This window comes from Stenotrophomonas sp. PE591 (assembly GCF_018320795.1).
GTDB classification, from domain to species: domain Bacteria; phylum Pseudomonadota; class Gammaproteobacteria; order Xanthomonadales; family Xanthomonadaceae; genus Stenotrophomonas; species Stenotrophomonas maltophilia.
In genome coordinates this window covers 673,835-696,498 of sequence record NZ_JAAOKO010000002.1, presented here as the reverse complement: position 1 = coordinate 696,498, position 22,664 = coordinate 673,835, and the positions used below count along the sequence as shown (strand labels likewise).

Below are 22,664 nucleotides of genomic sequence, written 5' to 3'. Positions count from 1 at the left end.
GCGTGGATGGAATCCCTATCGCGCGCCCGGCGCGAAGCGCGCCACCAGGTCCCAGGCATCCCCCAGGAACACCTGGCGCACGCGGGTGATCGGCTGTTCGCCACGCCAGGTCAGGCGTTCGATCACCAAGCAGGCGGTACCGGGCTTCACCTCCAGCAGCCTGGCGGTGGCGGTATCTGCCCCCCAGGCGCTGATGCGGTGCTGGGCACGGGTCCACGACACGTTCTGCAGCAGCCAGCTGCCCGGCGCGGTAGTGCTGAAGTCGACCTCCAACACCTCCGGCACCCCCACCGGGCTGATCAGGCGATGCTCCAGCGCCAGCGGGCGACCATCGGCCAGATGCAGGCAGCGCATCGCCAGCAGGTTTTCCTGTCCGGCCAGCTCGACTTCACCGGCATTGCCGGCATCGGCAAGGCGCAGGTCGCGCTGCAGCAGGCGATAGGCGTACTGGTGGCCGCGCGAGCCAACCTCCATCGCGATATCGGGAATCTCCAGCGCCACCTGCTCCAGGTGCGGGGGCTGCCGCGCGACGAACGAACCGGCACGGCGGCGACGCTCGATCATGCCGCTCTCGGCCAACGCGGTCAGCACCTTGTTCACCGTCATCCGCGAGCAGCCGTACTGCTCCATCAGCTCGTGTTCGTACGGAATACGAAAGCCCGGCGCCCATTCTCCGCTGAGGATGCGGCTTTCCAGATCGCTGCGGATACGCTGGTTGAGCGTGGCGGACTTGCTGGCCTTCACGTAATGGAGTCTCGGTAACGGGAGGCGATCAGCCCAGCACGCCACGCAGGGCGGCGGTAAAGGCGGTGGTGATCGCCTCGCGCTGCAGGTGGCGGCCCTCGGCCACGCATTGGCGGCCATGGCGCCAGACCGATCGCAGCGCGCCATTACGTGCGGCGAACACCCAGCTGTCAAGCCATGCGTCATCCTGTCGCGCCTGCAGCGCCGGGTGCCCGGCATCCAGTTCGACCAGGTCGGCACTGGCGCCGACCTGCAGGCCAGCGGCCACGCCCAGCGCCTGTGCACCACCGTGCAGTGCGCCTTCGAACAGGAAGCGGCCGGTGCTGCGGGTGGCATCCGGGGCCAGTACGTTGCGCCCACGCAGGGTCAGGCGCTGGCCGTATTCGAGCAGGCGCAGTTCTTCGGCCGCATCGATCAGCACATTGGAATCGGAGCCGACACCGAAGCGCCCACCCTCGCGCGTGAACGCCTGCATCGGGAACAGGCCGTCGCCCAGATTGGCTTCGGTGATCGGGCACAGGCCGGCCACGGCCTGGCTGGCCACGATGGCGGCGCGCTCATCGTCGGTGATGTGGGTGGCGTGCACCAGGCACCAGCGCGCATCCACCGGTGCATGGTCGTACAGCCACTGCACCGGACGCTGGCCGCTCCAGGCCAGGCAGGCCTCGACTTCACGCACCTGCTCGGCGATATGGATGTGCACCGGGCCGTCGGTCAGCGGCAGCAACGCACTCAATTCCTCGCCGGTGACTGCACGCAGGCTGTGCGGCGCGATGCCGAGCACCGCATCCGGCAGCGCGGCCAGTGCCGGCTTGGCGGCGTCCAGCAGCTGCGCGAAACCGTCCACATCGTGGATCAGGCGACGCTGCGCCGGATTCGGCGGCGCCCCGCCGAAATCGGCATGTGCATAGAACACCGGCAGCAGGGTCAGGCCGATACCGGTCTGGTCGGCGGCGGCAGCAATCCGTGCACTCATCTCGGCGCGGTTGGCATAGGCGCGACCATCGGCGTCGTGGTGCAGGTAATGGAATTCGCCGACGCGGGTGAAGCCGCTTTCCAGCATTTCCATGTAGGCCTGGGCGGCGATGGCCTGCACTGCGTCCGGGCGCAGATGGGCCAGAAAACGGTACATCAGCTCACGCCAGCTCCAGAAGCTGTCACCGTCGCCGCCGCCGATCTCGGTCAGCCCCGCCATGCCGCGCTGGAAGGCGTGGCTGTGGAGGTTGGGCAGGCCCGGCACCAGGATGCCGACGCAGGTGTCGCCGTGCTGGGCGCCCTGCCCCATGTGGATCGCCGTGATGCGGCCGTCCTGCACCTGCAGGCGGACATCGCGGGCCCAGCCGTCGGCCAGAAGGGCGTGGGCGGCATGGAAACAGAGCGGGGAACGCGAATCGGACATGGCTGGACAACCCGAAATGGACGCCTATATTGTATAGACATATAAGCACAGCCGCGTTGTGGATGCCATGCACGTCGATACCCTCTGGTCCAACGTCCACCTGATGACCCTCGATGGCGAGGGGCTGGGTGTCATCCGCGATGGCGTACTGGCCTGCGCTGGCGGCCGCATCGTCCATGTCGGCGCGGCCGGCAGCGATGCCCACCTGCAGCCGACCACCCGCATCGATGGCGAAGGCCGCTGGATCTCGCCCGGCCTGATCGACTGCCACACCCACCTGGTCTACGCCGGCAACCGCGCCAACGAATTCGAGCAGCGCCTGCAGGGGGTCAGTTATGCCGAGATCGCCCGTGCCGGCGGCGGCATCGTCTCCACCGTGCGCGCCACCCGTGCTGCCACCCCGGAACAGCTGGCCAGCGAAAGCCGGCCGCGCCTGCTGGCGATGCGTGCCGAAGGCGTGACCACGATCGAGATCAAGTCCGGCTACGGCCTGACCCTGCCCGACGAACGCAAGCAGCTGCAGGTAGCGCGTGCGCTGGGCGAGGAGTGCCGGGTCAACGTGGTGACCACCTTCCTCGGCGCACACGCGATTCCGCCAGGCCGCGAGGCGCAGGAATACACCGACGAGGTGTGCAACGTGATGATTCCGGCCATCGCCGCCGAAGGCCTGGCCGAAGCGGTGGACGTATTCTGCGAGAACATCGCCTTCTCGCCGGCGCAGGCGCGGCAGGTCTTCGAAGCGGCGCGCGCCAACGGGCTGGCGGTGAAGATCCATGCCGAGCAGCTGAGCAACCAGCATGGTGCTGAACTGGCCGCCAGCTTCGGTGCCCTCTCGGCCGACCATATCGAACACCTGGACGAGGCCGGCATCGCCGCGATGGCCGCCGCCGGCACCGTCGCCGTGCTGTTGCCCGGTGCCTTCTATTTCACCCGCGATACCACCCTGCCGCCGATCGCTGCGCTGCGTGCGGCCGGCGTGCCGCTGGCGCTGGGCACCGACAGCAATCCGGGCACTTCGCCGCTGACCAGCCCGCTGCTGGCGATGAACATGGGCGCCACCCTGTTCCGCCTGACCGTGGATGAGTGCATCGCCGGCTTCACCCTTGAAGCGGCGCGCGCGCTCGGACGCAGCGACCACATCGGCCGCCTCGCCGTGGGCCTGGACTGCGACCTGGCGGTCTGGGACATCGATGCCCCCGCCGACCTGGTCTATCGCATTGGATTCAACCCGCTGCACGCGCGCGTGGTGCGCGGACAGCCCGACCTGCCTGCCTCCTGGAGCAACACATGAGCAACACCCTGGTTCTTCGCCCCGGCCATGTCACTCTCGCCCAGTGGCGGCAGGTCTATCGCGGTGCGCCGCTTGCACTGGACCCGGCCGCGCTGCCGGTCGTGCGCGCCAGTGCTGCGGCGGTGGCCGCCATCGTCGCCAAGGGCGCGCCGGTGTATGGCATCAACACCGGCTTCGGCAAGCTGGCCAGCGTGCGCATCGAGCGCGAAGATCTGGCCACCCTGCAGCGGAACATCGTGCTCTCGCATGCCGCCGGCGTGGGCGAGCCGATGCCGGCCAGCGTGGTGCGCTTGATGATGGCGCTGAAGCTGGTCAGCCTGGCGCAGGGTGCGTCAGGCATTCGCGAGGAGACGCTGCTGCTGCTGGAAGCGATGCTGGTCAAGGGCGTGCTGCCGGTGGTGCCCGCACAGGGCTCGGTGGGTGCCTCGGGTGACCTGGCGCCGCTCTCGCACCTGGCCAGCGTGATGCTGGGTGTAGGCGAAGCCTTCATCGGTGACGAGCGCCTACCGGCGGCCGATGCACTGGCACGTGCCGGCCTGCAGCCGATCGAACTGGGCGCGAAGGAAGGCCTGGCGCTGCTCAACGGCACCCAGTTCTCCACCGCCTATGCGCTGGCGGGCCTGTTCGAGATCGAGACCGTGTTCCAGGCCGCACTGGTGACCGGCGCGCTGTCGGTGGAAGCAGCCAAGGGTTCCGACACGCCCTTCGACCCGCGCATCCACGCGATCCGCGGCCAGCGCGGGCAGATCGCCACCGCTGCCACCCTGCGCGCGCTGATGCAGGGCTCGGACATCCGCGAGTCGCATCGCGACAACGACGTGCGCGTGCAGGATCCGTACTGCCTGCGCTGCCAGCCGCAGGTAATGGGCGCGGCGCTGGACATCCTGCGCCAGGCCGCGACCACGCTGGAAATTGAAGCCAACGGCGTGTCCGACAATCCGCTGGTGTTCACCGACACCGGCGAAGCGCTGTCGGGTGGCAACTTCCACGCCGAGCCGGTGGCCTTCGCCGCCGACATGCTGGCGATGGCGGTGTGCGAGATCGGTTCGATCAGCGAGCGCCGCCTGGCGATGCTGGTGGACCCGGCCCTGTCCGGCCTGCCGGCGTTCCTGACCCCGCGCCCGGGCCTGAATTCCGGCTTCATGATTCCGCAGGTGACCGCCGCTGCACTGGTCTCGGAAAACAAGCAGCGCGCCTACCCGGCCAGCGTTGATTCGATCCCGACCTCGGCCAACCAGGAAGACCATGTGTCGATGGCCGCGCATGGCGCACGCCGGCTGATGCAGATGGCCGAGAACGCCGCCAACGTGATCGGCATCGAGCTGCTGGCCGCCGCGCAGGGCTGTGATTTCCATGCGCCGCTGCGCTCCAGCGCCGCGCTGGAAACGGTGCGCGCCACCCTGCGTGCGCAGGTGCCGACGCTGGAAGAAGACCGCTATTTCCACCCCGACATGGTGACCGCCACGAATCTTGTGCGCAGTGGCGCGCTGGCGCAGGGCCTGGGCGATCTGTTGCCGACTGTGGAACCGCAGGCATGACGACCCCTCCTGAATGGTTGACGGTGCACGAGGGCGATGCCCCCCTCATCGTCAGCTTCCCGCATACCGGCAGCGAGCTGCCGCACGACCTGATCGGCGACTACCACTCGCCGTGGCTGGCCCGCCGCGATGCCGACTGGTGGGTGCACGAGCTGTACGACTTCGTGCGCGGCATGGGCGCGACCACGGTGCGCTCGGCGATCTCGCGTTCGGTGATCGACCTCAACCGCGATCCCAGCGGCGTGTCGCTGTACCCGGGCCAGAACACCACCGGCCTGTGTCCGCTGACGACCTTCGACAACCAGCCGCTGTACCACGCCGGGCGCGAACCGGACGAAGCAGAAATCGCCCGTCGTCGCGACACGTATTTCCTGCCTTACCACGATGCGCTGGCTTCGCAGATCACACGCCTGCGTGCACGCCACGGCACCGTGGTGGTGTACGACGCGCACTCGATCCGCTCACACATCCCGCATCTGTTCGACGGTGAGCTGCCGCAGTTCAACCTCGGCACCGCCGGTCCGTCCGGCGCACCGGACACCTCCTGCGACAACGCCCTGAGCGACGTGGTGGAAAACCTGCTGAAGATCAGTGGCATGAGCCAGGTGCGCAACGGCCGCTTCAAGGGCGGCTGGATCACCCGCCACTACAGCAACATCGCCGGCGGCGTGCACAGCCTGCAGATGGAACTTGCCTGCCGCGGCTACATGCACGAACCCCTGCCGGACCAGGTGGACGAACACAGCTGGCCCACCCCGCTCGACCCCGACCACGCCGCACCACTGCGCCACACCCTGGCGCAGGTGCTCAACGCCTGCCTTGAATTCGCTACGAACCGGAGCGCCGCATGACCCGCAACGACCCGTCCCGCACCATCGCCGCGCCGACCGGCACCACGCTCAATGCCAAGAGCTGGCTGACCGAAGCACCGCTGCGCATGCTGATGAACAACCTGCACCCGGACGTGGCCGAGCGCCCGCAGGAACTGGTGGTGTATGGCGGCATCGGTCGCGCCGCACGCGACTGGGAAAGCTTCGACGCCATCGTTGAAACGCTCAAGCGCCTGGACGATGACCAGACCCTGCTCGTGCAATCGGGCAAGCCGGTGGGCGTGTTCCGCACCCACGCCGATGCACCGCGCGTGCTGATCGCCAATTCCAACCTGGTGCCGCGCTGGGCCAACTGGGACCACTTCAACGAGCTGGATAAGAAGGGCCTGGCCATGTACGGCCAGATGACCGCCGGCAGCTGGATCTATATCGGTGCGCAGGGCATCGTGCAGGGCACCTACGAGACCTTCGTGGAAATGGGGCGCCAGCATTTCGGCGGCGACCTGACCGGGAAGTGGCTGTTCACCGGTGGCCTCGGCGGCATGGGTGGTGCACAGCCGCTGGCTGCCGTGATGGCCGGCGCCTCCTGCCTGGCCGTCGAGTGCCGCAAGAGCAGCATCGACATGCGCCTGCGCACCGGCTACCTCGACACCTGGACCGACAATCTGGACGAAGCACTGCGCCTGATCGACGAGTCGTGCAAGGCCGGTACGCCGAAGTCGGTGGGCCTGCTCGGCAACGTTGCCGACGTGCTGGCCGAACTTCTCAAGCGCGGCGTGAAGCCGGACCTGCTGACCGACCAGACCTCCGCGCACGACCCGGTGAACGGCTACCTGCCGCAGGGCTGGACGGTCGAGCAGTGGGACGAGAAGCGCGTTTCCGCCCCCAAGGAAGTGGAGAAGGCCGCGCGCGCATCGATGGCCAACCACATCCGCGCCATGCTCGGCTTCCACGCGCTGGGCGTGCCGACCGTGGACTACGGCAACAACCTGCGGCAGATGGCGCTGGAAGAAGGTGTGGCCAATGCCTTCGATTTCCCGGGTTTCGTGCCGGCCTACATCCGCCCGTTGTTCTGCCGCGGCATCGGCCCGTTCCGTTGGGCGGCACTGAGTGGCGACCCGGAAGACATCGCCAAGACCGATGCCAAGGTGAAGGAACTGATTCCGGACAACCCGCACCTGCACCGCTGGCTGGACATGGCCGCCGAGAAGATCAAGTTCCAGGGCCTGCCGGCGCGCATCTGCTGGGTCGGCTTGGGTGATCGTGATCGACTTGGCCTGGCGTTCAACGAGATGGTCGCCAACGGCGAACTGAAGGCGCCGGTGGTGATCGGTCGCGACCACCTGGACAGTGGCAGCGTCGCCTCGCCGAACCGCGAAACCGAAGCGATGGCCGACGGCTCCGATGCGGTGTCCGACTGGCCGCTGCTGAACGCCCTGCTCAACACCGCCAGCGGCGCGACCTGGGTGTCGCTGCATCACGGTGGCGGCGTCGGCATGGGCTTCTCGCAGCACGCGGGCATGGTGATCGTCTGCGACGGCACCGAGGCAGCGGCCAAGCGGATTGGCCGCGTGCTGTGGAACGACCCGGCCACCGGCGTGATGCGCCATGCGGATGCGGGGTATGACATCGCGATCGACTGCGCGAAGGAAAAGGGACTGGATCTGCCGGGCATCCTCGGCTGATCGCAGGGGTGCCGGCCAGCGGCCGGCACTACCGGAAACGTGTGGTAGTGCCGGCCGCTGGCCGGCTCTCCCTGATGCGGGAATCGGTGCCCTTGACCCGCTCTTCCGACGTGACCAACATGCGCCATCACCGCTGACGGATCACCGCGATGTACCGCACCCTGGCTGCTGCATTGCTCTGCACGCTGTTTGCGATCCCACCCGTTTCGGCTCTTGAAAGTGCCAGCGATCTTTCCAATCAGCTCGACACCCAGCTGCAGGCCAACCGTGAACGCTACGGCATTGCCGGCCAGGCGGTACTGGTCGCCCACAACGGCCAGGTGCTGTACCAGGGCGCCAGCGGTGAACGTGATCCTGCAACCCATGCACCTGCCACCGTCGATACCATCTTCGCCGCGCAGTCGATGGCCAAGCTGCTGACCAGCACGCTGGTGATGCAGTTGGTCGACCAGGGCAAGGTGGATCTGGATGCACCGGCCAGCCGCTATGTGCCGGACCTGCCTGCAGCATGGCAGGCAATTCACGTGCGCGATTTCCTCAACCACAGCTCGGGTATCGGCGAGTACTACGATCGTGTCGACAACCGTTGGGTCAGCAAGGGCTACCCCGGTGTAGCCCCTGACCTTGGCGCTGCACTGAAGGTAGCCGGCGCGACACCGATGCAGTTCGCCACCGGCAGCCGCGTGCAGTACACCCAAGCGAACTACCTGGTGCTGACGGCGTTGCTGCAAGCGCACTACCGCAAGCCCTACCCGGCCATCGCTCGCGAACGCATCCTGCAACCGCTGAAGATGACCAGCACCTCTTGGGGCGTTGCCAGCGTGCCAGCCAAGCGCGCGGCGGTGCCTTACATCGGCAAGGACGGCCAGCTGCAGCCGGCCAATGAAGATGCCTGGCCGGATTACGGCTGGGGCCATGCCGATCTGCAGACCACCGTGGGCGACATGAACCGTTTCCTGCAGGCGCTGGCGAGCGGAAAGCTGGTGCGCACGGCGACCCTGGAAAAGCTCTGGCAGCCGCAGAAACTGAGCGGTGGCGGCAGCAATTTCTTCTCCACCGGTTGGGACACCACCCGAAGCGACGGCTACACCCAGGTCGGCCACGATGGTGGCACCCGTGTACGTGCGCGATTGGCCTACAAGGGCACGCTGGCCAGCGGCTACTGGGTGTTCGTGTACCTGACCAACGGCAGCGCCCGCAATGTCTGGTCCAGCACGCTGGTGGAGAGCATGATGGGGGTGGCCGCGCCCGGGGAGTTTCCGCATGCGGTGTTGTCCGAGCGGTTGATCGGCTATGCGTTGGATGACAGCACCGATGCGAAACCGCAGATGCGTAGCTGGCTGCGCGTCAGCAACGGCGTTCCCACCGGCGAACTGGAACGTGCGATCAATGCCGATGGCTATGCCATCCGCGAGAGTCTGGGTGCCAGCAAGGCACTGAAAGTGTTCGCGCTCAACGCCGAGCTGTATCCGGATTCGGCCAACGCGTGGGACAGCCTGGCCGAGTGCCATGCGGCATTGGGCGATAGGGAAGCGGCTGATCGGCTGTATGCGAAGGCCAAGGCGCTGATGAAGCCCTCGCCCTAAACCCTGCTGCAGACCCGAGCCCATGCTCGGCTGCTCTTCGTTGCGATCTCAGGAGACCCGCGCTGCGCGCGATAGCCGAGCATGGACTCGGCTCTACATGGATGTTGCGGGCGGCCATACGCGAGCGACGGGTGACGTGACGCCGCCAACCTGTTAACTTGCGCGCCACTTTCGCGGTTTACAGCATTCCCGCATGTCGCTCTCGTCGTACCGCCCCACCCCCTCGCTGCTGTTCCTGGCCGTTTCCCTCGGCCTCTCTTCCACCGCCGCTGCGGCCCCACAGGCCACCACGCTGGATGCCGTGCAGGTCACCGCTGCCGCCGATGCCAGCGCGCAGGCGCGCGAGGCGCTGAAGCGCGTGCCCGGCGCCAGCAACCTGATCGACGTGGCCAAGGCCGACAGCCGACTGTCCACCAGCGCCGATGTGCTGGCCTACCAGCCGGGTATCAGCGCGCAGTCGCCGGGTAATGAGGGCACCAAGATCTCGATCCGTGGCTCGGGCATCAACCGGGGCCCGGGCGCGCACGCCTCGGGTATTGCGGTGTCGATCGACGGCCTGCCACTGACCGGCCCGGGCGGCACGCCCTACGAGCTGCTGGAACCGCTGTGGCTGTCGCGCGTGGAAGTCCTGCGCGGCGCCAACGGCTTCGAGCGCGGTGCGTTGGCGCTGGGTGGTGCCATCGACTACGTCAGCCGCAGCGGTCGTGATTCGGCGGGCGTGCAGCTGCACTACGAAGCCGGCAGCCGTGGCTACCAGAAGCGCGGCATCAGCTGAGGCGGCGTCAGTGGTGATGTCGACTACTTCCTGGCCTACACCGATACCGAATTCGACGGTTACCAGCGTCATGCGCGCGGCGACGGCAAGGGTGCGATGGCCAACATCGGCTGGCAGATCACGCCCGACCTGCAGACGCGCTTCTTCGTGCGCTATCGCGAAACAAATCATGAAACGCCCGGCCGCCTGACCCGCGATCAGATCCGCAACGATCCGCGCGCCGCGAACGCGGCCAATCTGGCCATCGATGCGCGTCGCCCGCAGCCGGGCAGCACCTGGGTGGGCAACGTCACCACGCTGCAGATCGGTGAGGACTCCTCGTTGCAGGCCGGGCTGGTCTATCACAGGTACCCCATGGACTTGAACGAGAGCCTGTACCGGCAGCAGCTGGACTACGCCAACCTCAACGCCACGCTGGACTACCGCCGCCGCCACCGGCTGTTCGGCCTGGACAGCGAGACCACGGTCGGCCTGCGCGTCACCCACGATCTGGACGCCGATGTGCGCGAGTCGCTGCGCTTTGCCAGCAACGGCTATGCCGCCGGTACGCGCACGCGTGACTTCCGCCACCACGGCACCGACAGCACGCTGCACGTCAGCAATACCCTCACCTTCAATGACCGCCTGCGCATGCAGACCGGGCTGGCACTGATCAACCCCCGTCGCGATGTGCAGGTGACCTGGCCGAGCAGCGGCGGCCGCCTGCGCGACCACGACTGGGACTATGCGCCGCGACTGGGCTTCACCTGGCAGCACAGCGCCCAGACCCAGTGGTTCGGCAACCTCAGCCGCTCGGTGGAGGCGCCGCACCCCTGGTCGATGATCTGGGGCTCGAACCAGTACTTCGGGCCAGGCAGTGGCCCGTCCAGCGGCCGCCAGCGCGCGCCGGTGCCGATGCGGAACCAGACCGCCACCACGCTGGAACTGGGCGCGCGCGGTGACGCGGCGCTGGGCCGCTGGGAACTGACCGGCTACTACGCACACGTGAACCACGAACTGCTGAGCGTCGAACTGCAACCGGTGCCGAACCTGTTCATCGCCGAGAACAACGCCAGCCCCACCGTTCACCGCGGCATCGAGGCCGGATTGGACAGCACGCTGTGGCAGGCTGCACCGGGCCGCCTGTCGCTGCACCAGGCGTATACCTTCAGCGATTTCCGCTATCGCCACGACGCGCGTTTCGGCAGCAACCGCCTGCCCGGCCTGCCGCGCCACGCCTACCAGGCCGAGCTGCGCTTCGATCATGCATCCGGCCTGTACGCCGCGCTCAATACCGAATACGCCTCGCGCATCGCAGTCGACTACGCCAACAGCTACTGGGCTGACAGCCACGTGATCTTCGGCAGCCGCATCGGCTACGACGCACCCGGTGGCCGCTGGCAGGCCTGGGCGGAGATGCGCAACCTCGGCAACCGCCACTACGCCGCCACGGTCACGCCGGGCTACGACGACGCAGGCAGGGATATTGCCCGCTCGACGCCGGGCGAAGGCCGTGGCGTCTATGCGGGCATGCGCTGGCGCTTTGACTGATGACTGCAGGCGGCGCCGGGTGTGATCCGGCGCCGTCGTTCCAGGATCAGCCGATACGCCAGGCCGGCAGGCGCTCGCTGCGCTTCCAGATGGAAGGTGCGAAACCAATCAACGCCAGCGCCGCCAGCCACTTCGGTGAGGTGTTGAGCAGTGTCGAGGTAAGCGAACCATCGACAGGGGTGGCCATTTCCTGCCACGGGTTGTAGCCCAGGTAGACGACGCTGCCAGCCCACCACAGCAATGCCATACCGACACCCACCAGCAACAGGGCCAGCGTGCGGCAGGTCCAGCGCTGCGAGGTCGTGCCCCACTCGCGGGACGCCGCTACCAGCAGGCCCACCACCAGCAGCGACACCAGTGCAACCAGCCCGATATCGACCTTGTGCCCGATACGCTCGTAGGTGCAGGCGCGGCATCGCGCCTCTTCCGCAGCAGTGGCGGCTTCGGCGCCATCGGCCTCCCCGGCTGCGGGTTGCGCCAGCGCTGCAAACGGCATCAATACTGCCAGCAGCGTCACCATGATCCAACGAAACAACGTCCTGTTCCTGCGTGCAGCGACATCCATGCGCTTGTCCTTGTCAGGGTTGGTTGAAGCCGGGCCACGTTCCGGGTCCCCTGCGCCGATCATAGCGCAGGGCCGGGGAGGAACGAAAACCGCGAAGAGGGCCAGGCGTGGCCAACCGCGCTGCTGCAAGTGCCGGCGCGCACGCACGACTTCGCTGCCGCGGTTCATCGGCAATGCAAGCGGACTGCGTGAAAATTGGCGCGAGCGCTTCATGCCGCCGCCAGGAAGCGGGAGGCATCGCGGCCAGGGACCTCGGGAGCCTGATGCTGCATGCGGACATCCTTGCCGGGCACGCGTAGGCGGTGTTGGGCGGATTCTACCGCGAGCGGGTCCACTGTCCAGACGGCGGTTCCAAGCGGCCGATCCTCAGCTGCGATCAATGATCCCTTCGATGCGGCCACCCGCGAACACGAACTCGCTCTGGCCCTGCAGTTCCAGCTCGGTGCCCGCGCGCGGCCCATCGGGAACATCCTGCGCGAACACGCCGCGCCAGCCAATCGTCGCCATCGCCTGGTCGCCATCGAACTCCAGCGCCAGCAAGCGCTGTTCGCGCTCGCGGAACAGCGACGCAGAGTGGCGTGCCAGTTCGCCAAAGGCATCGATGCCTTCAGTGACCATCGTCAACTGGCCGCCACTGTGATTCTCGAAGCGTACGTTGTGCGCCAGCACTGCCAGCATGGCGTCGATATCGAAGCGGTTGTAGGCCTGCAGGTAGTGCTCGATCACCTGGCGGCGATGCGGTTCGTCCATGGCGGCATCCAGTCGTGGGCTGCTGGCGAGTCTGGCCTGCCTGCACCGGCCGATCAAGGCCGCGCGGCGGCCTTCAGCAACTGCGCTGCTACCCGATCAAACGGAGCGATGTCCTGCAGTGCGCGGCACATCGCCACGGCGCCTTCCACGCTGGCGATCACCAGGCTGGCCAGTCCATCCGCCGCCGCAGGTTCGTGGCCGTCGGCAATGAAGGCTGCGGCCAGATGCCCCTGCCAGCGCACGAACACCTCTGCGGCGGCCACGCGCGGTTGGCTGGTAACCGCCTCGACCGGCTCTTCGACGGCAGCGGCCAGCACCGGACAACCCGCGCGGAACCCGGACCGCAGCAGGCGCTCGCGCCACATCGCCAGGAACTGCTGCAGGCCCTGCACGGCCCCGCCCTTCAACAACTCAACGAGAAGCGCCTCCACCTTGTCACCAGCCATGTGGGTGGCGCGCGCCAGCAGCTCCTGCTTGCCGCCGGGAAAGTGGTGATAGGTGGAACCCAGCGGCGCCTCGGCCAGCTTGGTCACCTCACGGATGCTGGTGGCATTGAGACCCACGCGCGCCAGCATCTGTGCCGCAGCATCAATCACGCGTTGTGGCGCATCAGAGGGGCGCGGGCTCACGGCAGGCTCCTTGCCAGGACAGTCGTCATACATTAGCGTATCGGCGATTCTATAACAGTCGTCATAACCATGAATCTCTGGTTCCGCCTGCTCCACCTGCTGCTGTGCAGCCTGTTCCGGCCGAAGCTGGAGGCGCCGTTCGGGGTCTCGCGGCTGCAGTTCCGGGTACTGCCCAACGACCTGGACAGCAACCTGCACATGACCAACGGCCGCTACTGGAACATCTTCGACCTGGGCCGGCTGGACCTGATCCTGCGCATGGGCCTGGGCCGGGTGGCACTGCGCGAGAAGTGGGCACCGATCGTCGGCGCCGGCACCATCCAGTTCCGCCGCGAGCTGAAGCCGTTCCAGCGCTTCACCCTGGAAACGCGCCTGGTCGGCTGGGTCGGCTCGCGCGGCATCATGGAGCAGCGCGTGCTGATCGGGCCCGAGCAGAAGATCGCCACCCGTGCGCTGCTGGTCACCGGCATCTACGACCGTCGCGCGCGCCAGTTCCTGAGCATGCCGAAGATGATGGAAGCGATCGGCGTGGTTGCCCCGCCGTCGCCGCCGCTCAGTGCAGCCGCCGAGGCGCTGCTGGCGGCCGATGCGGCGTTGAAGCAGGACGACGCCTGAGCTTCAGATGGCGGCTATCTGCATGGGGTGATTTCCCCCGCGACGCTGGCGGCCCGCGCTGCAGTTGGATGTCGCACCCGATCGGCATAGCCGATCCGCTGGTGATCAGTTTCCATGCTCCAGCGCGCGTTTGACCGCTGCCTCGGCCAACGGCGCCATCACCGCATAGCCCTTCGCCGTGGGATGCACGCCATCCTCGGCCAGCTGCGGATCGAGTCCTCCGGCGGCATTGGCCATCGGCGTGTAGTAGTCCAGATAGACCAGATGCTGCGCATCGGCATAGCGCTTCAATGCCGTGTTCAATGCACGCACCTTCGGCGCTGGCGCTGTTCCCGGCAGCCACGGGTAATCGCTGACCGGCAGCACCGATGCCAGCACCACGGCGATGCCATGTGCACGCGCCAGGTCCACCATCGCGTGCAGGTTGTCCTCGATCATCGCCTGCGTGGACGGGCCGGTGTTGCCGGCAATGTCGTTGGTGCCGGCCAGGATCACCACCACCTGTGGCTTCAGTGCCAGCACGTCCTGCGGGAAGCGCACGAGCATCTGCGCCGTGGTCTGGCCGCTGATGCCGCGGTTGAGCCAGCCCTTGCCGGGGAAGAATCCAGCGCTGCCTTCCGCACCCCAGCCTTCGGTGATCGAGTCGCCGAAGAACACCACGCGCGGCTGGCCCGGCACGGCCGCAGGCAGTTGCGCGTTGGCATCACGATAGCGCTGCAGCTCCGGAAAATCGGCCAGGCGCTGCTGCATGAAGCGAACCTCGTCGGGGCGCAACTGGTCGATGGGCGTCTGCAGCAGCGGATTGACTGCGACGGCTTCGGCGGCACCCAGCGGAGAAGCCAACGCGAGGCCCAACGTCACGACGGTTGCAGCGGCAAGCTCAACAGGTCCACGCATGCGGGTACTCCTGAAATCATCTTGCGCAGTCTAACGCCCTGCCCTGTGCTCAGCGTGCAGCCGTACGCGCCGCTACACCCGTGACTTTCGCCGGCATCCACATGCCCGGCGTCCAGCCGCTGGCGGCCAGGATCGTTTTCGGGTTGTCCTGCTGGATCAGCGCACGCACCGCATCACGCTTGTCCTTGGCCTGCAGGTAATAGGCCTTGGCGATGCGGTAACCCACCCAGTACCCCAGGTCGTAGGGTTCCTGCGAGCCAGGCTTGTAGTTGTACAGCCACGGCGACAGATCGGTGCTGTCCAGATCCAGCGCGAACGCGCTTTCGATATGCACTTCCCGGCCACGGGTCCAGGCCGCGTGACGCCCATTGCCGACGTTGCCGGAAATCAGCTCGGCGATGAACTCGGCGATGCCCTCGCCCAGCGAAACACGCAGCACCGTGGCACGCGGGTCACCCGGCTCGAAGTCGATCAGGCCGGTCTGCTGGATGTGCACGTATTCGTGTGCGATCACATGCACGAAGCGATCCTGCACATTGGCATTCATGAAGTCGGCCGCGCACAGCGCTTCCAGGCCAATGATCACGCCGCTTTTCGAGGTCAGCCCGACCGGCCGGCCGCGGCCCACCGCGATGGTCACCGGCGGAAACGCGGCCTGCGGGTAGATCGCCTGCAGGTTGGAAAACACCTGCGTCAGGCGTTGTTTCACCGCCGGCAGTTCGGCCAGGCAGCGTCGTCCCTGCGCATACAGTTCCGGCTGGTTGGCGATGGACTCGGCAATGCGCTCGGGGGTGACCCGGCGTGCCTTGGCCAGCTCGGCCAGGCCCGTCGAACCCTCGGCCATGTATCCCCGCAACTGCGCAACGCTGGGTTTACCGCCAGCGCTGTCGTAAAGCGCGTAGAAACGACTGACATCCTCGGTGACGATCTGTGGCCCGGCCGGAACCGCTGCGGTGGCCACGCCTATCGCCCCGGCACAGGCCAGGGCCAACAGGCCGCGCAGGATCATGAACATCGCTCCGTCCTTGGTGGAGTGCATGCGAAGCGCGCAATCTATCACTCCGCCCGGCCCACTGCAGCAGGCGGATGCGGGCGCACCGGCGCTGTGCCAGACTCGCTTCGGCACCTGCCATGGAAGATGGAGCACCGCACGATGATGATCGTTCCCGCGTACTGGGCCGAAGCCCGCCTGCAGGCCCGTTTCCGTGGCCGGCCGGTGGTCGTGCGCCGCTTCGGCTGGTCCGACGAAGGCCCTGCCGAGGCGCAGGTGCACGCCGACCGCCGCGCCAACGAAGCCCTCAATGCCATCCTCGCCGGGCAGGCGCTTCCGCGACGCGAAGTGCGCAGCAACTACGGCGTGGAGGGCGTGCCGATCCGCGAGCAGATCGTGCAGCGCGACGGCGACGTCATCATCACCCGCAACAGCTACGGTGCGCTGTGCCTGAACACCCCGGACGTGCTGTTCGCCGACATCGATCATGCGCAGCCACCTGCCGGTTGCGTGATGCCTGCAATCATCGCCGCAGTGCTGCTGTTCGCTGGCGCCGTCATCGGCACTCTGCTCTGGCACTGGCTGGTGGGACTGGTGCTGGGGGTGGCAGCGGTGCTGCTGGTCAACACGGCGATGCTGATGCAGCGCAAGCGGCGCCTGGCCGCGGCCGGTGGCGCCGAAGGCGTAGCCCTGCAGCGGGTCGCGGCCTTCAGCGAACAGCATCCGGACTGGCATCTGCGTGCGTACCGCACGCCGGCTGGATTGCGCGTGCTGGCCATGCATGCCACGTTCCTGCCCGAAGACGAGCAGCTGCAGGCGTTCTTCAGAACGCTGGGCGCCGACACCCTGTACGCGCGCATGTGCCGGCTGCAGCACTGCTTCCGTGCGCGCCTGACACCAAAGCCGTGGCGCGTTGGCCTGAGGTACCGCATCCGTCCGCCGGTGGCCGCGTGGTCAGCCGAGCAGGCCAACAACCCGGATCGCCTGGCCTGGATTGCCGAGTACGAAAAGAAGAGTGCCGGCTTCGCCGCGTGCGCCTACCTGCGCAGTTTCGGTGATACCACGCGCATCCATGCCAAGGCCGAGCACGTGCGCGAACTGCACGACCGGTTGGCGCATGCGCAGGACCGCCTGCCGCTGGCGTGAGCTCGGGTGCTCAATCAGCGCTCTGCACAAACGGCTGCCCTGCCAGGGTAGTGCCCAGCCGCACCGCAATCTGCTGTTCACCCTTCTCGAAGGTCGTCGCGCACTGCTTCCCGCCCTTCTGGCACTCCACTTCCGGAAAGCCCTCCAGCGATTCCGGCGCGCCCTGCGCCGGCTTCACCTGCCATCCCGCAGCATCCAGCAGGCGCTTGGCCTTGGCGTAGGGCATGCCGGCGATGATCCCCAGCTGCGCCAGCTCGGTGGGCAGCGACTGGGCATGGGCGTTTGAAACCAGGACCAACGACAACGTTGCAGCAAGAACGATGGCTTTCATTGCACCGACCCGGGACGAACTCACAGGGTCAGCCTAGCCCATCTGCGTGGCATGCGAATGTGCCGGTAACACGTCGTTACCGAGTCTCCACAGTTGATTGCAGAGCGCGTGCGGCTGGTTACAGCAGGATGCAGGAAGGCCACCCGGAGGTGGCCTTCCTGTTCCTTCACTTGGCGTTCTTCACGTAGGTGTCGAACCAGTTCAGCATTTCCGATACCAGCTGCTCGTTCGACTCCAGCGCGGTGTACCAGTGCGGCTCGTTCGGCAGCATCACCAGGCGGGTGGTACCGCCGTTGCCGCGGATCGCCTGGTACAGCTTGCGCGACTGGAACGGCTCGGTGCCCGGGTTGGCGTCGTCCTCGCCGTGGACCAGCAGCAGCGGCAGTTTGATCTTGTCGGCATAGAAGAACGGCGAGGCCTTCAGGTACACGTCCTGCGCCTGCCAGACCGAGCGGCGTTCGTTCTGGAAGCCGAACGGGGTGAAGGTCTTGTTATACGAACCACTGGTCGCCACGCCGGCCTTGAACAGCTTGGTGTGCGCGATCAGGTTGGCGGTCATCAGGCCACCGTGGCTGTGACCGGTCACGCCGATGCGGTTGCGGTCGACCACGCCCATGTCCACGGCCTTGTCCACCGCCGCCTTGGCGTCGGCTTCCAGCTGCTCCAGATAAGTGTCGTACGCGTTCTTCGGGTCCCCGACGATCGGGAACGAGGCGTTGTCGATGATCGCGTAGCCGGCCAGCAGCATCAGGCGGTACGGCTGCAGACGGGTGAAGGTCTGCTGCGAACCGGACACCTGGCCGGCCTGCGCGGCATTGGCGAAGTCGGCCGGGTACGCATACAGGATCGCCGGCACGCGCTGGCCTTCTTTGTAGCCCGGCGGCGTGTACAGGGTGAACGACAGGTCCACGCCATCGGCACGCTTGTAGGTCACCAGCTGCTTCTTGATCTGGCGCACTTCCGGGGTCGGGTCGACCAGCTTGGTCAGCGCGGTCGCGGTGGACGCGAACTGCGCCTCGCCGGTCTTCGCATCAGCCACTGCCTCACCCTGCTGGCGGATGAAGGCATTCGGGGGATCGATCACCGACTGGTGCCAGGTCAGGTAGCGCCCCGGCGTGCTGCTGAAACCGAGGAACTGTTCGTAGGCGTCGGCACTGCTGCGGAACAGGCGCTCGCTCTTCAGGGTGCCCAGGTCCAGGCGGTCCAGGAACGGACGGTCGCCCTGCGGCGACGCGCCACGGCCGCTGAGGAACACATGGTTGCCCTCACGGCGCACCACCTGCGCGCCATTCGGCAAGCGGGTAAAGACCAGGTTGCCGGGGTTGGCGTACAGCTCGTCGCTGGACATGTCCCACAGCAGGCGGCCTTCCTTCTTCGGCTGGTCCACATCGACGATGCGGGTCTGCATCCAGTGGCGGTTCTCGTCGTTCTCGTACTGGAACGCCACGGCCGGATCGGCGGTCCACGCGAAGCCCTCAAATCGCTGCGCGGTACGGGTGATTTCGGTCGGCTTGCCGTTGAACGGGGCCTTCAGCATCAGCACGCGGTCGCGGTGCGGCACGTTGACCTTCCAGTCGCCCTTGTCCAGTGCCTCGGAATAGACCAGGGTGGCTGGATCGGTGGCACGCCAGTCGAAGCCACGCGGGCCTTCCGGCACGCCATGCACCGGTACGCGGTCGGCCAGCGGCAGGCTGGCAATCGGCGTGGATTTGCCGCTGGCGATGTCCAGCACGGCCACGTCGTTGGCGAAGCGCTGGTAGGTCACCGCATGCGAGTACGGCGCCTTGATCGATTCGGTCAGCACGTGCACGCCATCGGGTGCGGCGCTGACTTCGTTGAACAGCGCCGGCTGCCCGACCGGACGCACGCTGTTGGCGGCGGTATCGACCACGGCCAGCTGCGAGGCACCGTAATAAGCGAACAGCTTCTCGTCATGCACGCTGGTCAGCGTGTCGCGGGCTTCGTAGGTGCTGCTCTCGCCACTGCTGCCCAGCGACTCCTGTGCATCCGGGCCAGTCGGTACGCCGCCGTTGGACGGTGCCGGGCCCTGGTTGGCCGGCACCAGCTTCACCAGCAGGTTCTGGCTGCCGCCCAGCCACTGCACGGTGTAGCCGAAGATCGGGTTCAGCTGCACATTCGGCACCTGCTTCACCTGCCCGGTGGCCGCATCGCCCACCCACAGCTGCACGCTGGTATCGACCGCGTTCTGGAAGGCGAAATGGCTGCCATCGGCCGACCACAGCGCGCCGGTGGCGCAGCCCTGCGGCAGGTTGACCTTGGTTTCCTTGCCGCTGCCGATGTCGACCAGGGTGAAGTCGGCCACGCAGGCCGGAATGCCGTAGCCACCGGGCGTGTCATGGCGGCTGCGGTTCTTCGGCTCCAGGCGCACGCCGGCCAGCTTCAGATAGGGCTGGGCGACGCGGCTGATCGACGGGTAGGTTTGCGCGGTGGTCAGCAGCAGGCGCTGGCCGCCCGGGGCCACGTTCGGCGCCGGCGGCGGCGGTGCCTTCAATACCTTGAGCAGGTGTTCCGGCGGCTTCGCGTAATCGGCAAGCGCCGGGCCAGCGGCCAGCAGGCCGACGGTGGCAACGGCAACCGCCGCTGCCAGAGAGGTTCGACGGATGAGCATCCTTATCCCCTGGGGTGTGAATGGGCGCCCGGAATCGGGCATGGACCCGAATCTAGCACCGCAGGGGTTGTCGTGAATGGGCCGGAAGGACTAGTGGCCGGATGGGGCAAAGTGCGGCTCCGGGAGGTGCCGGGGAACTGCCGGCACCTGCCAGGCATGGCCTGGCACTACTGCTGCGCGTGCAGGTCCCAGGTGGCCAGGTAGTCGGGGTCGACCACGATCATGCCGCTGGTGCGCATGCGGTACTCGCCGGGCTCGGCTGGTTGGTACTGGTCCAGCATCGGTGGCAGGTAGCGCTCGTGGCCATCATTCTCGTCGGCCAGCACCACGCCCTCGTCGGCGCTGATGCGCAACACCGTGCCGGCGTACTGCTCTAGTCCCTTCACCTGGCCGTCGCCGCCATAGCGGGTGACCCCGACCAGGACGACCTTGCCGATCATTTCTTCCGCCTTGGCATCGTCCAAGGTCGGCAGAATGGGAGTGAATTCGTCGCTCATCGGTGCACCTCCGTAGCCTGCAGGACATCGTGGATGAGGTTTCCGCTTCGCAGTGCGCGTCGCTGGCAGCCGAGCAGGTACCCAGCCTGGAGCCTCTGCATCGAGAGTGCCAGTACGCCCATGAACCCAAGGGTTCCTGGAGCACGATGCTGCCATCGCAGGCGGAAGGGACAGGTGAAGGCCGAAATCGGTCCCCGCCGGTCAGAGGGTTGCACCTGCACCCACGCTAGAATGCACGCATGCGCACCGTACATGCCCTCCGCTACATCACGCCCTTGCGGGAAGGTGGCTCCCTGCCGGCCGTGGTCGAGACCGACGACGACGGCATGGCCGTGCTGAAGTTTCGTGGCGCCGGCCAGGGCCCGAAAGCGTTGATCGCCGAGCTGATCGCCGGCGAGATGGCACGCACGCTGGGCCTGCCGATTCCGGAAATCCTGTTCGTCGAGCTGGACCGCGAGTTCGCTCGCACCGAGCCGGACCCGGAAATCCAGGAGTTGATCCGCGCCAGCGAGGGCCTGAACCTGGGCCTGGACTACCTGCCCGGCGCGATCAACTACGACCCGGCAGCGATGCCGGTGGATGCCGACCTGGCCTCGCGCATCGTCTGGTTCGATGCGTTCACCAGCAATGTCGATCGCACCACCCGCAACCCCAACCTGATGGTGTGGCATCGAAAGCTGTACCTGATCGATCACGGTGCGGCCATGTACTTCCATCACGACTGGGCCAACGCCGGCGATGCGTGCGAAAAGCCGTTCGTGCTGATCCGCGACCATGTGCTGCTGTCGTTCGCCAGCCGCATCGCCGAGGTGGATGCCGAGCTGGCCGCGCGCCTGACTGATGCCGAGATCGAGCGCATCGTCGGCCTGGTGCCGGACAGCTGGCTGGTGGACGAACCGGCGTTCGACAGCCCGCAGGCCTACCGGCAGGGCTATATCAATTACCTCAAGCACCGCCTGAAGGTGCGTGCGGTGTTCGTGCAGGAGGCCATCCGTGCCCACGCTGCACACGTATGACTATGCGGTCATCCGCGTGGTACCGCGGGTGGAACGCGAGGAATTCATCAACGTCGGGGTGATCGTCTCCTGCCCTGGCGCGCGCCATCTGGAAGCGGCCATCGAGATCGATCCGGCACGCCTGCACGCGTTCGCGCCGGCGCTGGACCAGGAGGCGCTGCAACCGTGGCTGGATGCGATCGTGGCAATCTGCCGCGGTGATGCCAGCGCCGGGCCGATCGCGCAACTGCCCGCGCGTGCCCGCTTCCACTTCCTTACCGCCAAGCGCAGCTCGGTGGTGCAGATGTCGAGCACGCATGTGGGCCGCACGGCCGACCCTGCGGGTGTGGTGGAACACTTGATGACGAAGATGGTGCGGGTGCCGGCACCTAACGCGTAGCGGCGACTTGTAGAGTCGATTGTTAGTCGACTAACGCACGCAGCGCGGGCTCTTCGGCGGCATTGAGAAAGGCAGTCGACTAACAGTCGACTCTACCGGGTCGACTCTACCCGGTCGACTCTGCCCGGCTGACTCTGCCCGGTCGGTTCCATCACCATGGGCGTTCGCCTGCCGACTCGAGCTCGCTCAACGGCCAGCGGCACCATCCGTACGGATGGTCACCGATCTGCGCGGCAAGACCGGCTCGAACGGGATTTGCCAGAATGTAGCAAGCGTGCCTGTGCAGCGATGCGTCACTGCGGATTGCATGATCGTGATAACCCGCCTGCCAGATTGCACCCTGGCTCCCTCGCCGCCGGTTGATTAGAAAGCTGCTGCGCGCCTTGAAGCGCTGCACGCAGTAGCCCAGCGAATGGCCACGTAGTTGAGCCAGCCAGTGGATGTGATCCGGCATGATCACCCAGGCAAACGATGCAGTCAGGCCTTCCCGATCCATCGATCCGAGGAGCTGCATGGCAAGGTCGGCATTGGCAGGGCTATCGAAAACACGATGGCGGTTCCGGCACACCATGGTGATGGTGTAGACGTTGCCGACTATGGATCGGCGGCCGGCAAGCAGTTGAGGGCTGGGCATGAGTTCGAGAATGCCCGCCAGGATGGATGCTCGACATCGGTTCACTGCCAACGTCAGGATCAGGGATCATCTTGATGCAGCGTCCGGGGATGTGGAGTCGCCTGGGTAGAGTCGACTGTTAATCGACTATCGCGCGAAGCGCGGGCTTTCCAGCATGGGAGGGAAGAGCAGTCGACTAACAGTCGACTCTACCCAGTCGACTCTACC

At 66.7% G+C, this 22,664-nt stretch carries 20 protein-coding genes and 1 pseudogene; 10 read left to right on the top strand and 11 right to left on the bottom strand.

Going from position 1 to position 22,664, the window contains the following annotated elements:
* Positions 1–15: 15 nt before the first annotated feature.
* Positions 16–744, bottom strand: coding sequence for a histidine utilization repressor (gene hutC / locus JLDANKMP_RS08435; RefSeq protein WP_012480723.1), 729 nt, complete (start codon positions 742–744; stop codon positions 16–18).
* 28 nt (positions 745–772) lie between these two features.
* A complete protein-coding gene (locus tag JLDANKMP_RS08430) occupies positions 773–2,143 on the bottom strand; it encodes a formimidoylglutamate deiminase (RefSeq protein ID WP_212560911.1) in 1,371 nt (456 codons plus the stop codon).
* A gap of 67 nt (positions 2,144–2,210) precedes the next feature.
* Between JLDANKMP_RS08430 and hutI the strand changes: the two genes are divergently transcribed.
* The 6 genes and pseudogenes from hutI to JLDANKMP_RS08400 all read left to right on the top strand — a co-directional run bounded on the left by hutI (position 2,211) and on the right by JLDANKMP_RS08400 (position 11,378).
* The gene (hutI, locus tag JLDANKMP_RS08425; RefSeq protein WP_212560910.1) at positions 2,211–3,434 is read left to right on the top strand and encodes an imidazolonepropionase; all 1,224 of its coding nucleotides are present in this window, start codon (positions 2,211–2,213) and stop codon (positions 3,432–3,434) included.
* Positions 3,431–4,972: a histidine ammonia-lyase gene (gene hutH, locus JLDANKMP_RS08420; protein WP_024956379.1), complete on the top strand. Its 1,542-nt coding sequence runs from the start codon at positions 3,431–3,433 to the stop codon at positions 4,970–4,972. The genes hutI and hutH overlap by 4 nt, the downstream gene beginning before the upstream one ends.
* Entirely contained in the window at positions 4,969–5,823 is an 855-nt protein-coding gene (gene hutG / locus JLDANKMP_RS08415) for an N-formylglutamate deformylase (RefSeq protein ID WP_212560909.1), read from the top strand. The genes hutH and hutG overlap by 4 nt, the downstream gene beginning before the upstream one ends.
* A complete protein-coding gene (gene hutU / locus JLDANKMP_RS08410; RefSeq protein WP_005410194.1) occupies positions 5,820–7,487 on the top strand; it encodes a urocanate hydratase in 1,668 nt (555 codons plus the stop codon). The genes hutG and hutU overlap by 4 nt, the downstream gene beginning before the upstream one ends.
* Before the next feature lie 149 nt (positions 7,488–7,636).
* A complete protein-coding gene (locus JLDANKMP_RS08405; protein WP_212560908.1) occupies positions 7,637–9,073 on the top strand; it encodes a serine hydrolase domain-containing protein in 1,437 nt (478 codons plus the stop codon).
* A gap of 193 nt (positions 9,074–9,266) precedes the next feature.
* Positions 9,267–11,378 (top strand): annotated as a pseudogene (locus tag JLDANKMP_RS08400) (TonB-dependent receptor).
* A 46-nt stretch (positions 11,379–11,424) separates the two neighbouring features.
* On the opposite strand, the gene JLDANKMP_RS08395 reads toward JLDANKMP_RS08400, so the two are convergent.
* The 3 genes from JLDANKMP_RS08395 to JLDANKMP_RS08385 form a co-directional block, all read right to left on the bottom strand.
* Positions 11,425–11,943, bottom strand: coding sequence for a hypothetical protein (locus JLDANKMP_RS08395; protein ID WP_212560907.1), 519 nt, complete (start codon positions 11,941–11,943; stop codon positions 11,425–11,427).
* 366 nt (positions 11,944–12,309) lie between these two features.
* A complete protein-coding gene (locus tag JLDANKMP_RS08390; RefSeq protein WP_212560906.1) occupies positions 12,310–12,693 on the bottom strand; it encodes a nuclear transport factor 2 family protein in 384 nt (127 codons plus the stop codon).
* Between the two features lie 53 nt (positions 12,694–12,746).
* The gene (locus tag JLDANKMP_RS08385) at positions 12,747–13,322 is read right to left on the bottom strand and encodes a TetR/AcrR family transcriptional regulator (protein WP_212560905.1); all 576 of its coding nucleotides are present in this window, start codon (positions 13,320–13,322) and stop codon (positions 12,747–12,749) included.
* A 69-nt stretch (positions 13,323–13,391) separates the two neighbouring features.
* Here JLDANKMP_RS08385 and JLDANKMP_RS08380 point away from each other — a divergent pair, with 69 nt between their 5' ends.
* Positions 13,392–13,937, top strand: a complete 546-nt coding sequence (locus tag JLDANKMP_RS08380; RefSeq protein ID WP_212560904.1) for a thioesterase family protein — start codon at positions 13,392–13,394, stop codon at positions 13,935–13,937.
* A 105-nt stretch (positions 13,938–14,042) separates the two neighbouring features.
* Here JLDANKMP_RS08380 and JLDANKMP_RS08375 read toward each other — a convergent pair whose 3' ends face one another.
* Together JLDANKMP_RS08375 and JLDANKMP_RS08370 are read right to left on the bottom strand one after the other, a co-directional pair.
* On the bottom strand, positions 14,043–14,834 hold the full coding sequence (locus JLDANKMP_RS08375) for an SGNH/GDSL hydrolase family protein (RefSeq protein WP_212560903.1): 792 nt from the start codon (positions 14,832–14,834) through the stop codon (positions 14,043–14,045).
* A gap of 49 nt (positions 14,835–14,883) precedes the next feature.
* Positions 14,884–15,849 carry a DUF2268 domain-containing putative Zn-dependent protease gene (locus tag JLDANKMP_RS08370; protein ID WP_212560902.1) on the bottom strand — a complete coding sequence of 322 codons (966 nt, stop codon included), beginning with the start codon at positions 15,847–15,849 and terminating at the stop codon, positions 14,884–14,886.
* A 138-nt stretch (positions 15,850–15,987) separates the two neighbouring features.
* Between JLDANKMP_RS08370 and JLDANKMP_RS08365 the strand changes: the two genes are divergently transcribed.
* Positions 15,988–16,971: a hypothetical protein gene (locus JLDANKMP_RS08365; protein ID WP_212560901.1), complete on the top strand. Its 984-nt coding sequence runs from the start codon at positions 15,988–15,990 to the stop codon at positions 16,969–16,971.
* A 10-nt stretch (positions 16,972–16,981) separates the two neighbouring features.
* Here JLDANKMP_RS08365 and JLDANKMP_RS08360 read toward each other — a convergent pair whose 3' ends face one another.
* From JLDANKMP_RS08360 to JLDANKMP_RS08350, 3 genes are all read right to left on the bottom strand, one after another.
* Positions 16,982–17,302 carry a hypothetical protein gene (locus JLDANKMP_RS08360; protein WP_212560900.1) on the bottom strand — a complete coding sequence of 107 codons (321 nt, stop codon included), beginning with the start codon at positions 17,300–17,302 and terminating at the stop codon, positions 16,982–16,984.
* Between the two features lie 166 nt (positions 17,303–17,468).
* Positions 17,469–19,931 carry a prolyl oligopeptidase family serine peptidase gene (locus JLDANKMP_RS08355; RefSeq protein WP_212560899.1) on the bottom strand — a complete coding sequence of 821 codons (2,463 nt, stop codon included), beginning with the start codon at positions 19,929–19,931 and terminating at the stop codon, positions 17,469–17,471.
* Positions 19,932–20,098: 167 nt separating this feature from the next.
* Entirely contained in the window at positions 20,099–20,428 is a 330-nt protein-coding gene (locus JLDANKMP_RS08350) for a hypothetical protein (protein ID WP_005413891.1), read from the bottom strand.
* Between the two features lie 239 nt (positions 20,429–20,667).
* On the opposite strand from JLDANKMP_RS08350, the gene JLDANKMP_RS08345 reads away from it, so the two are divergent.
* Positions 20,668–21,444, top strand: coding sequence for a HipA family kinase (locus JLDANKMP_RS08345; protein WP_049422090.1), 777 nt, complete (start codon positions 20,668–20,670; stop codon positions 21,442–21,444).
* The gene (locus tag JLDANKMP_RS08340; RefSeq protein ID WP_212560898.1) at positions 21,422–21,823 is read left to right on the top strand and encodes a DUF3037 domain-containing protein; all 402 of its coding nucleotides are present in this window, start codon (positions 21,422–21,424) and stop codon (positions 21,821–21,823) included. The genes JLDANKMP_RS08345 and JLDANKMP_RS08340 overlap by 23 nt, the downstream gene beginning before the upstream one ends.
* Positions 21,824–21,974: 151 nt before the next feature.
* On the opposite strand, the gene JLDANKMP_RS08335 is transcribed toward JLDANKMP_RS08340, so the two are convergent.
* A complete protein-coding gene (locus JLDANKMP_RS08335; RefSeq protein WP_313770488.1) occupies positions 21,975–22,502 on the bottom strand; it encodes a transposase in 528 nt (175 codons plus the stop codon).
* Positions 22,503–22,664: the final 162 nt, after the last annotated feature.

What these genes read in the sequence shown, in the direction of transcription:
- JLDANKMP_RS08430 (WP_212560911.1), bottom strand. Translation starts at nt 2,143, where the DNA reads ATGTCCGATTCGCGTTCCCCGCTCTGTTTCCATGCCGCCCACGCCCTT.
- hutI (WP_212560910.1), top strand. Translation starts at nt 2,211, where the DNA reads ATGCACGTCGATACCCTCTGGTCCAACGTCCACCTGATGACCCTCGAT.
- hutH (WP_024956379.1), top strand. Translation starts at nt 3,431, where the DNA reads ATGAGCAACACCCTGGTTCTTCGCCCCGGCCATGTCACTCTCGCCCAG.
- hutG (WP_212560909.1), top strand. Translation starts at nt 4,969, where the DNA reads ATGACGACCCCTCCTGAATGGTTGACGGTGCACGAGGGCGATGCCCCC.
- hutU (WP_005410194.1), top strand. Translation starts at nt 5,820, where the DNA reads ATGACCCGCAACGACCCGTCCCGCACCATCGCCGCGCCGACCGGCACC.
- JLDANKMP_RS08405 (WP_212560908.1), top strand. Translation starts at nt 7,637, where the DNA reads ATGTACCGCACCCTGGCTGCTGCATTGCTCTGCACGCTGTTTGCGATC.
- JLDANKMP_RS08395 (WP_212560907.1), bottom strand. Translation starts at nt 11,943, where the DNA reads ATGGATGTCGCTGCACGCAGGAACAGGACGTTGTTTCGTTGGATCATG.
- JLDANKMP_RS08390 (WP_212560906.1), bottom strand. Translation starts at nt 12,693, where the DNA reads ATGGACGAACCGCATCGCCGCCAGGTGATCGAGCACTACCTGCAGGCC.
- JLDANKMP_RS08380 (WP_212560904.1), top strand. Translation starts at nt 13,392, where the DNA reads ATGAATCTCTGGTTCCGCCTGCTCCACCTGCTGCTGTGCAGCCTGTTC.
- JLDANKMP_RS08375 (WP_212560903.1), bottom strand. Translation starts at nt 14,834, where the DNA reads ATGCGTGGACCTGTTGAGCTTGCCGCTGCAACCGTCGTGACGTTGGGC.
- JLDANKMP_RS08370 (WP_212560902.1), bottom strand. Translation starts at nt 15,849, where the DNA reads ATGTTCATGATCCTGCGCGGCCTGTTGGCCCTGGCCTGTGCCGGGGCG.
- JLDANKMP_RS08365 (WP_212560901.1), top strand. Translation starts at nt 15,988, where the DNA reads ATGATGATCGTTCCCGCGTACTGGGCCGAAGCCCGCCTGCAGGCCCGT.
- JLDANKMP_RS08360 (WP_212560900.1), bottom strand. Translation starts at nt 17,302, where the DNA reads ATGAAAGCCATCGTTCTTGCTGCAACGTTGTCGTTGGTCCTGGTTTCA.
- JLDANKMP_RS08355 (WP_212560899.1), bottom strand. Translation starts at nt 19,931, where the DNA reads ATGCTCATCCGTCGAACCTCTCTGGCAGCGGCGGTTGCCGTTGCCACC.
- JLDANKMP_RS08350 (WP_005413891.1), bottom strand. Translation starts at nt 20,428, where the DNA reads ATGAGCGACGAATTCACTCCCATTCTGCCGACCTTGGACGATGCCAAG.
- JLDANKMP_RS08345 (WP_049422090.1), top strand. Translation starts at nt 20,668, where the DNA reads ATGCGCACCGTACATGCCCTCCGCTACATCACGCCCTTGCGGGAAGGT.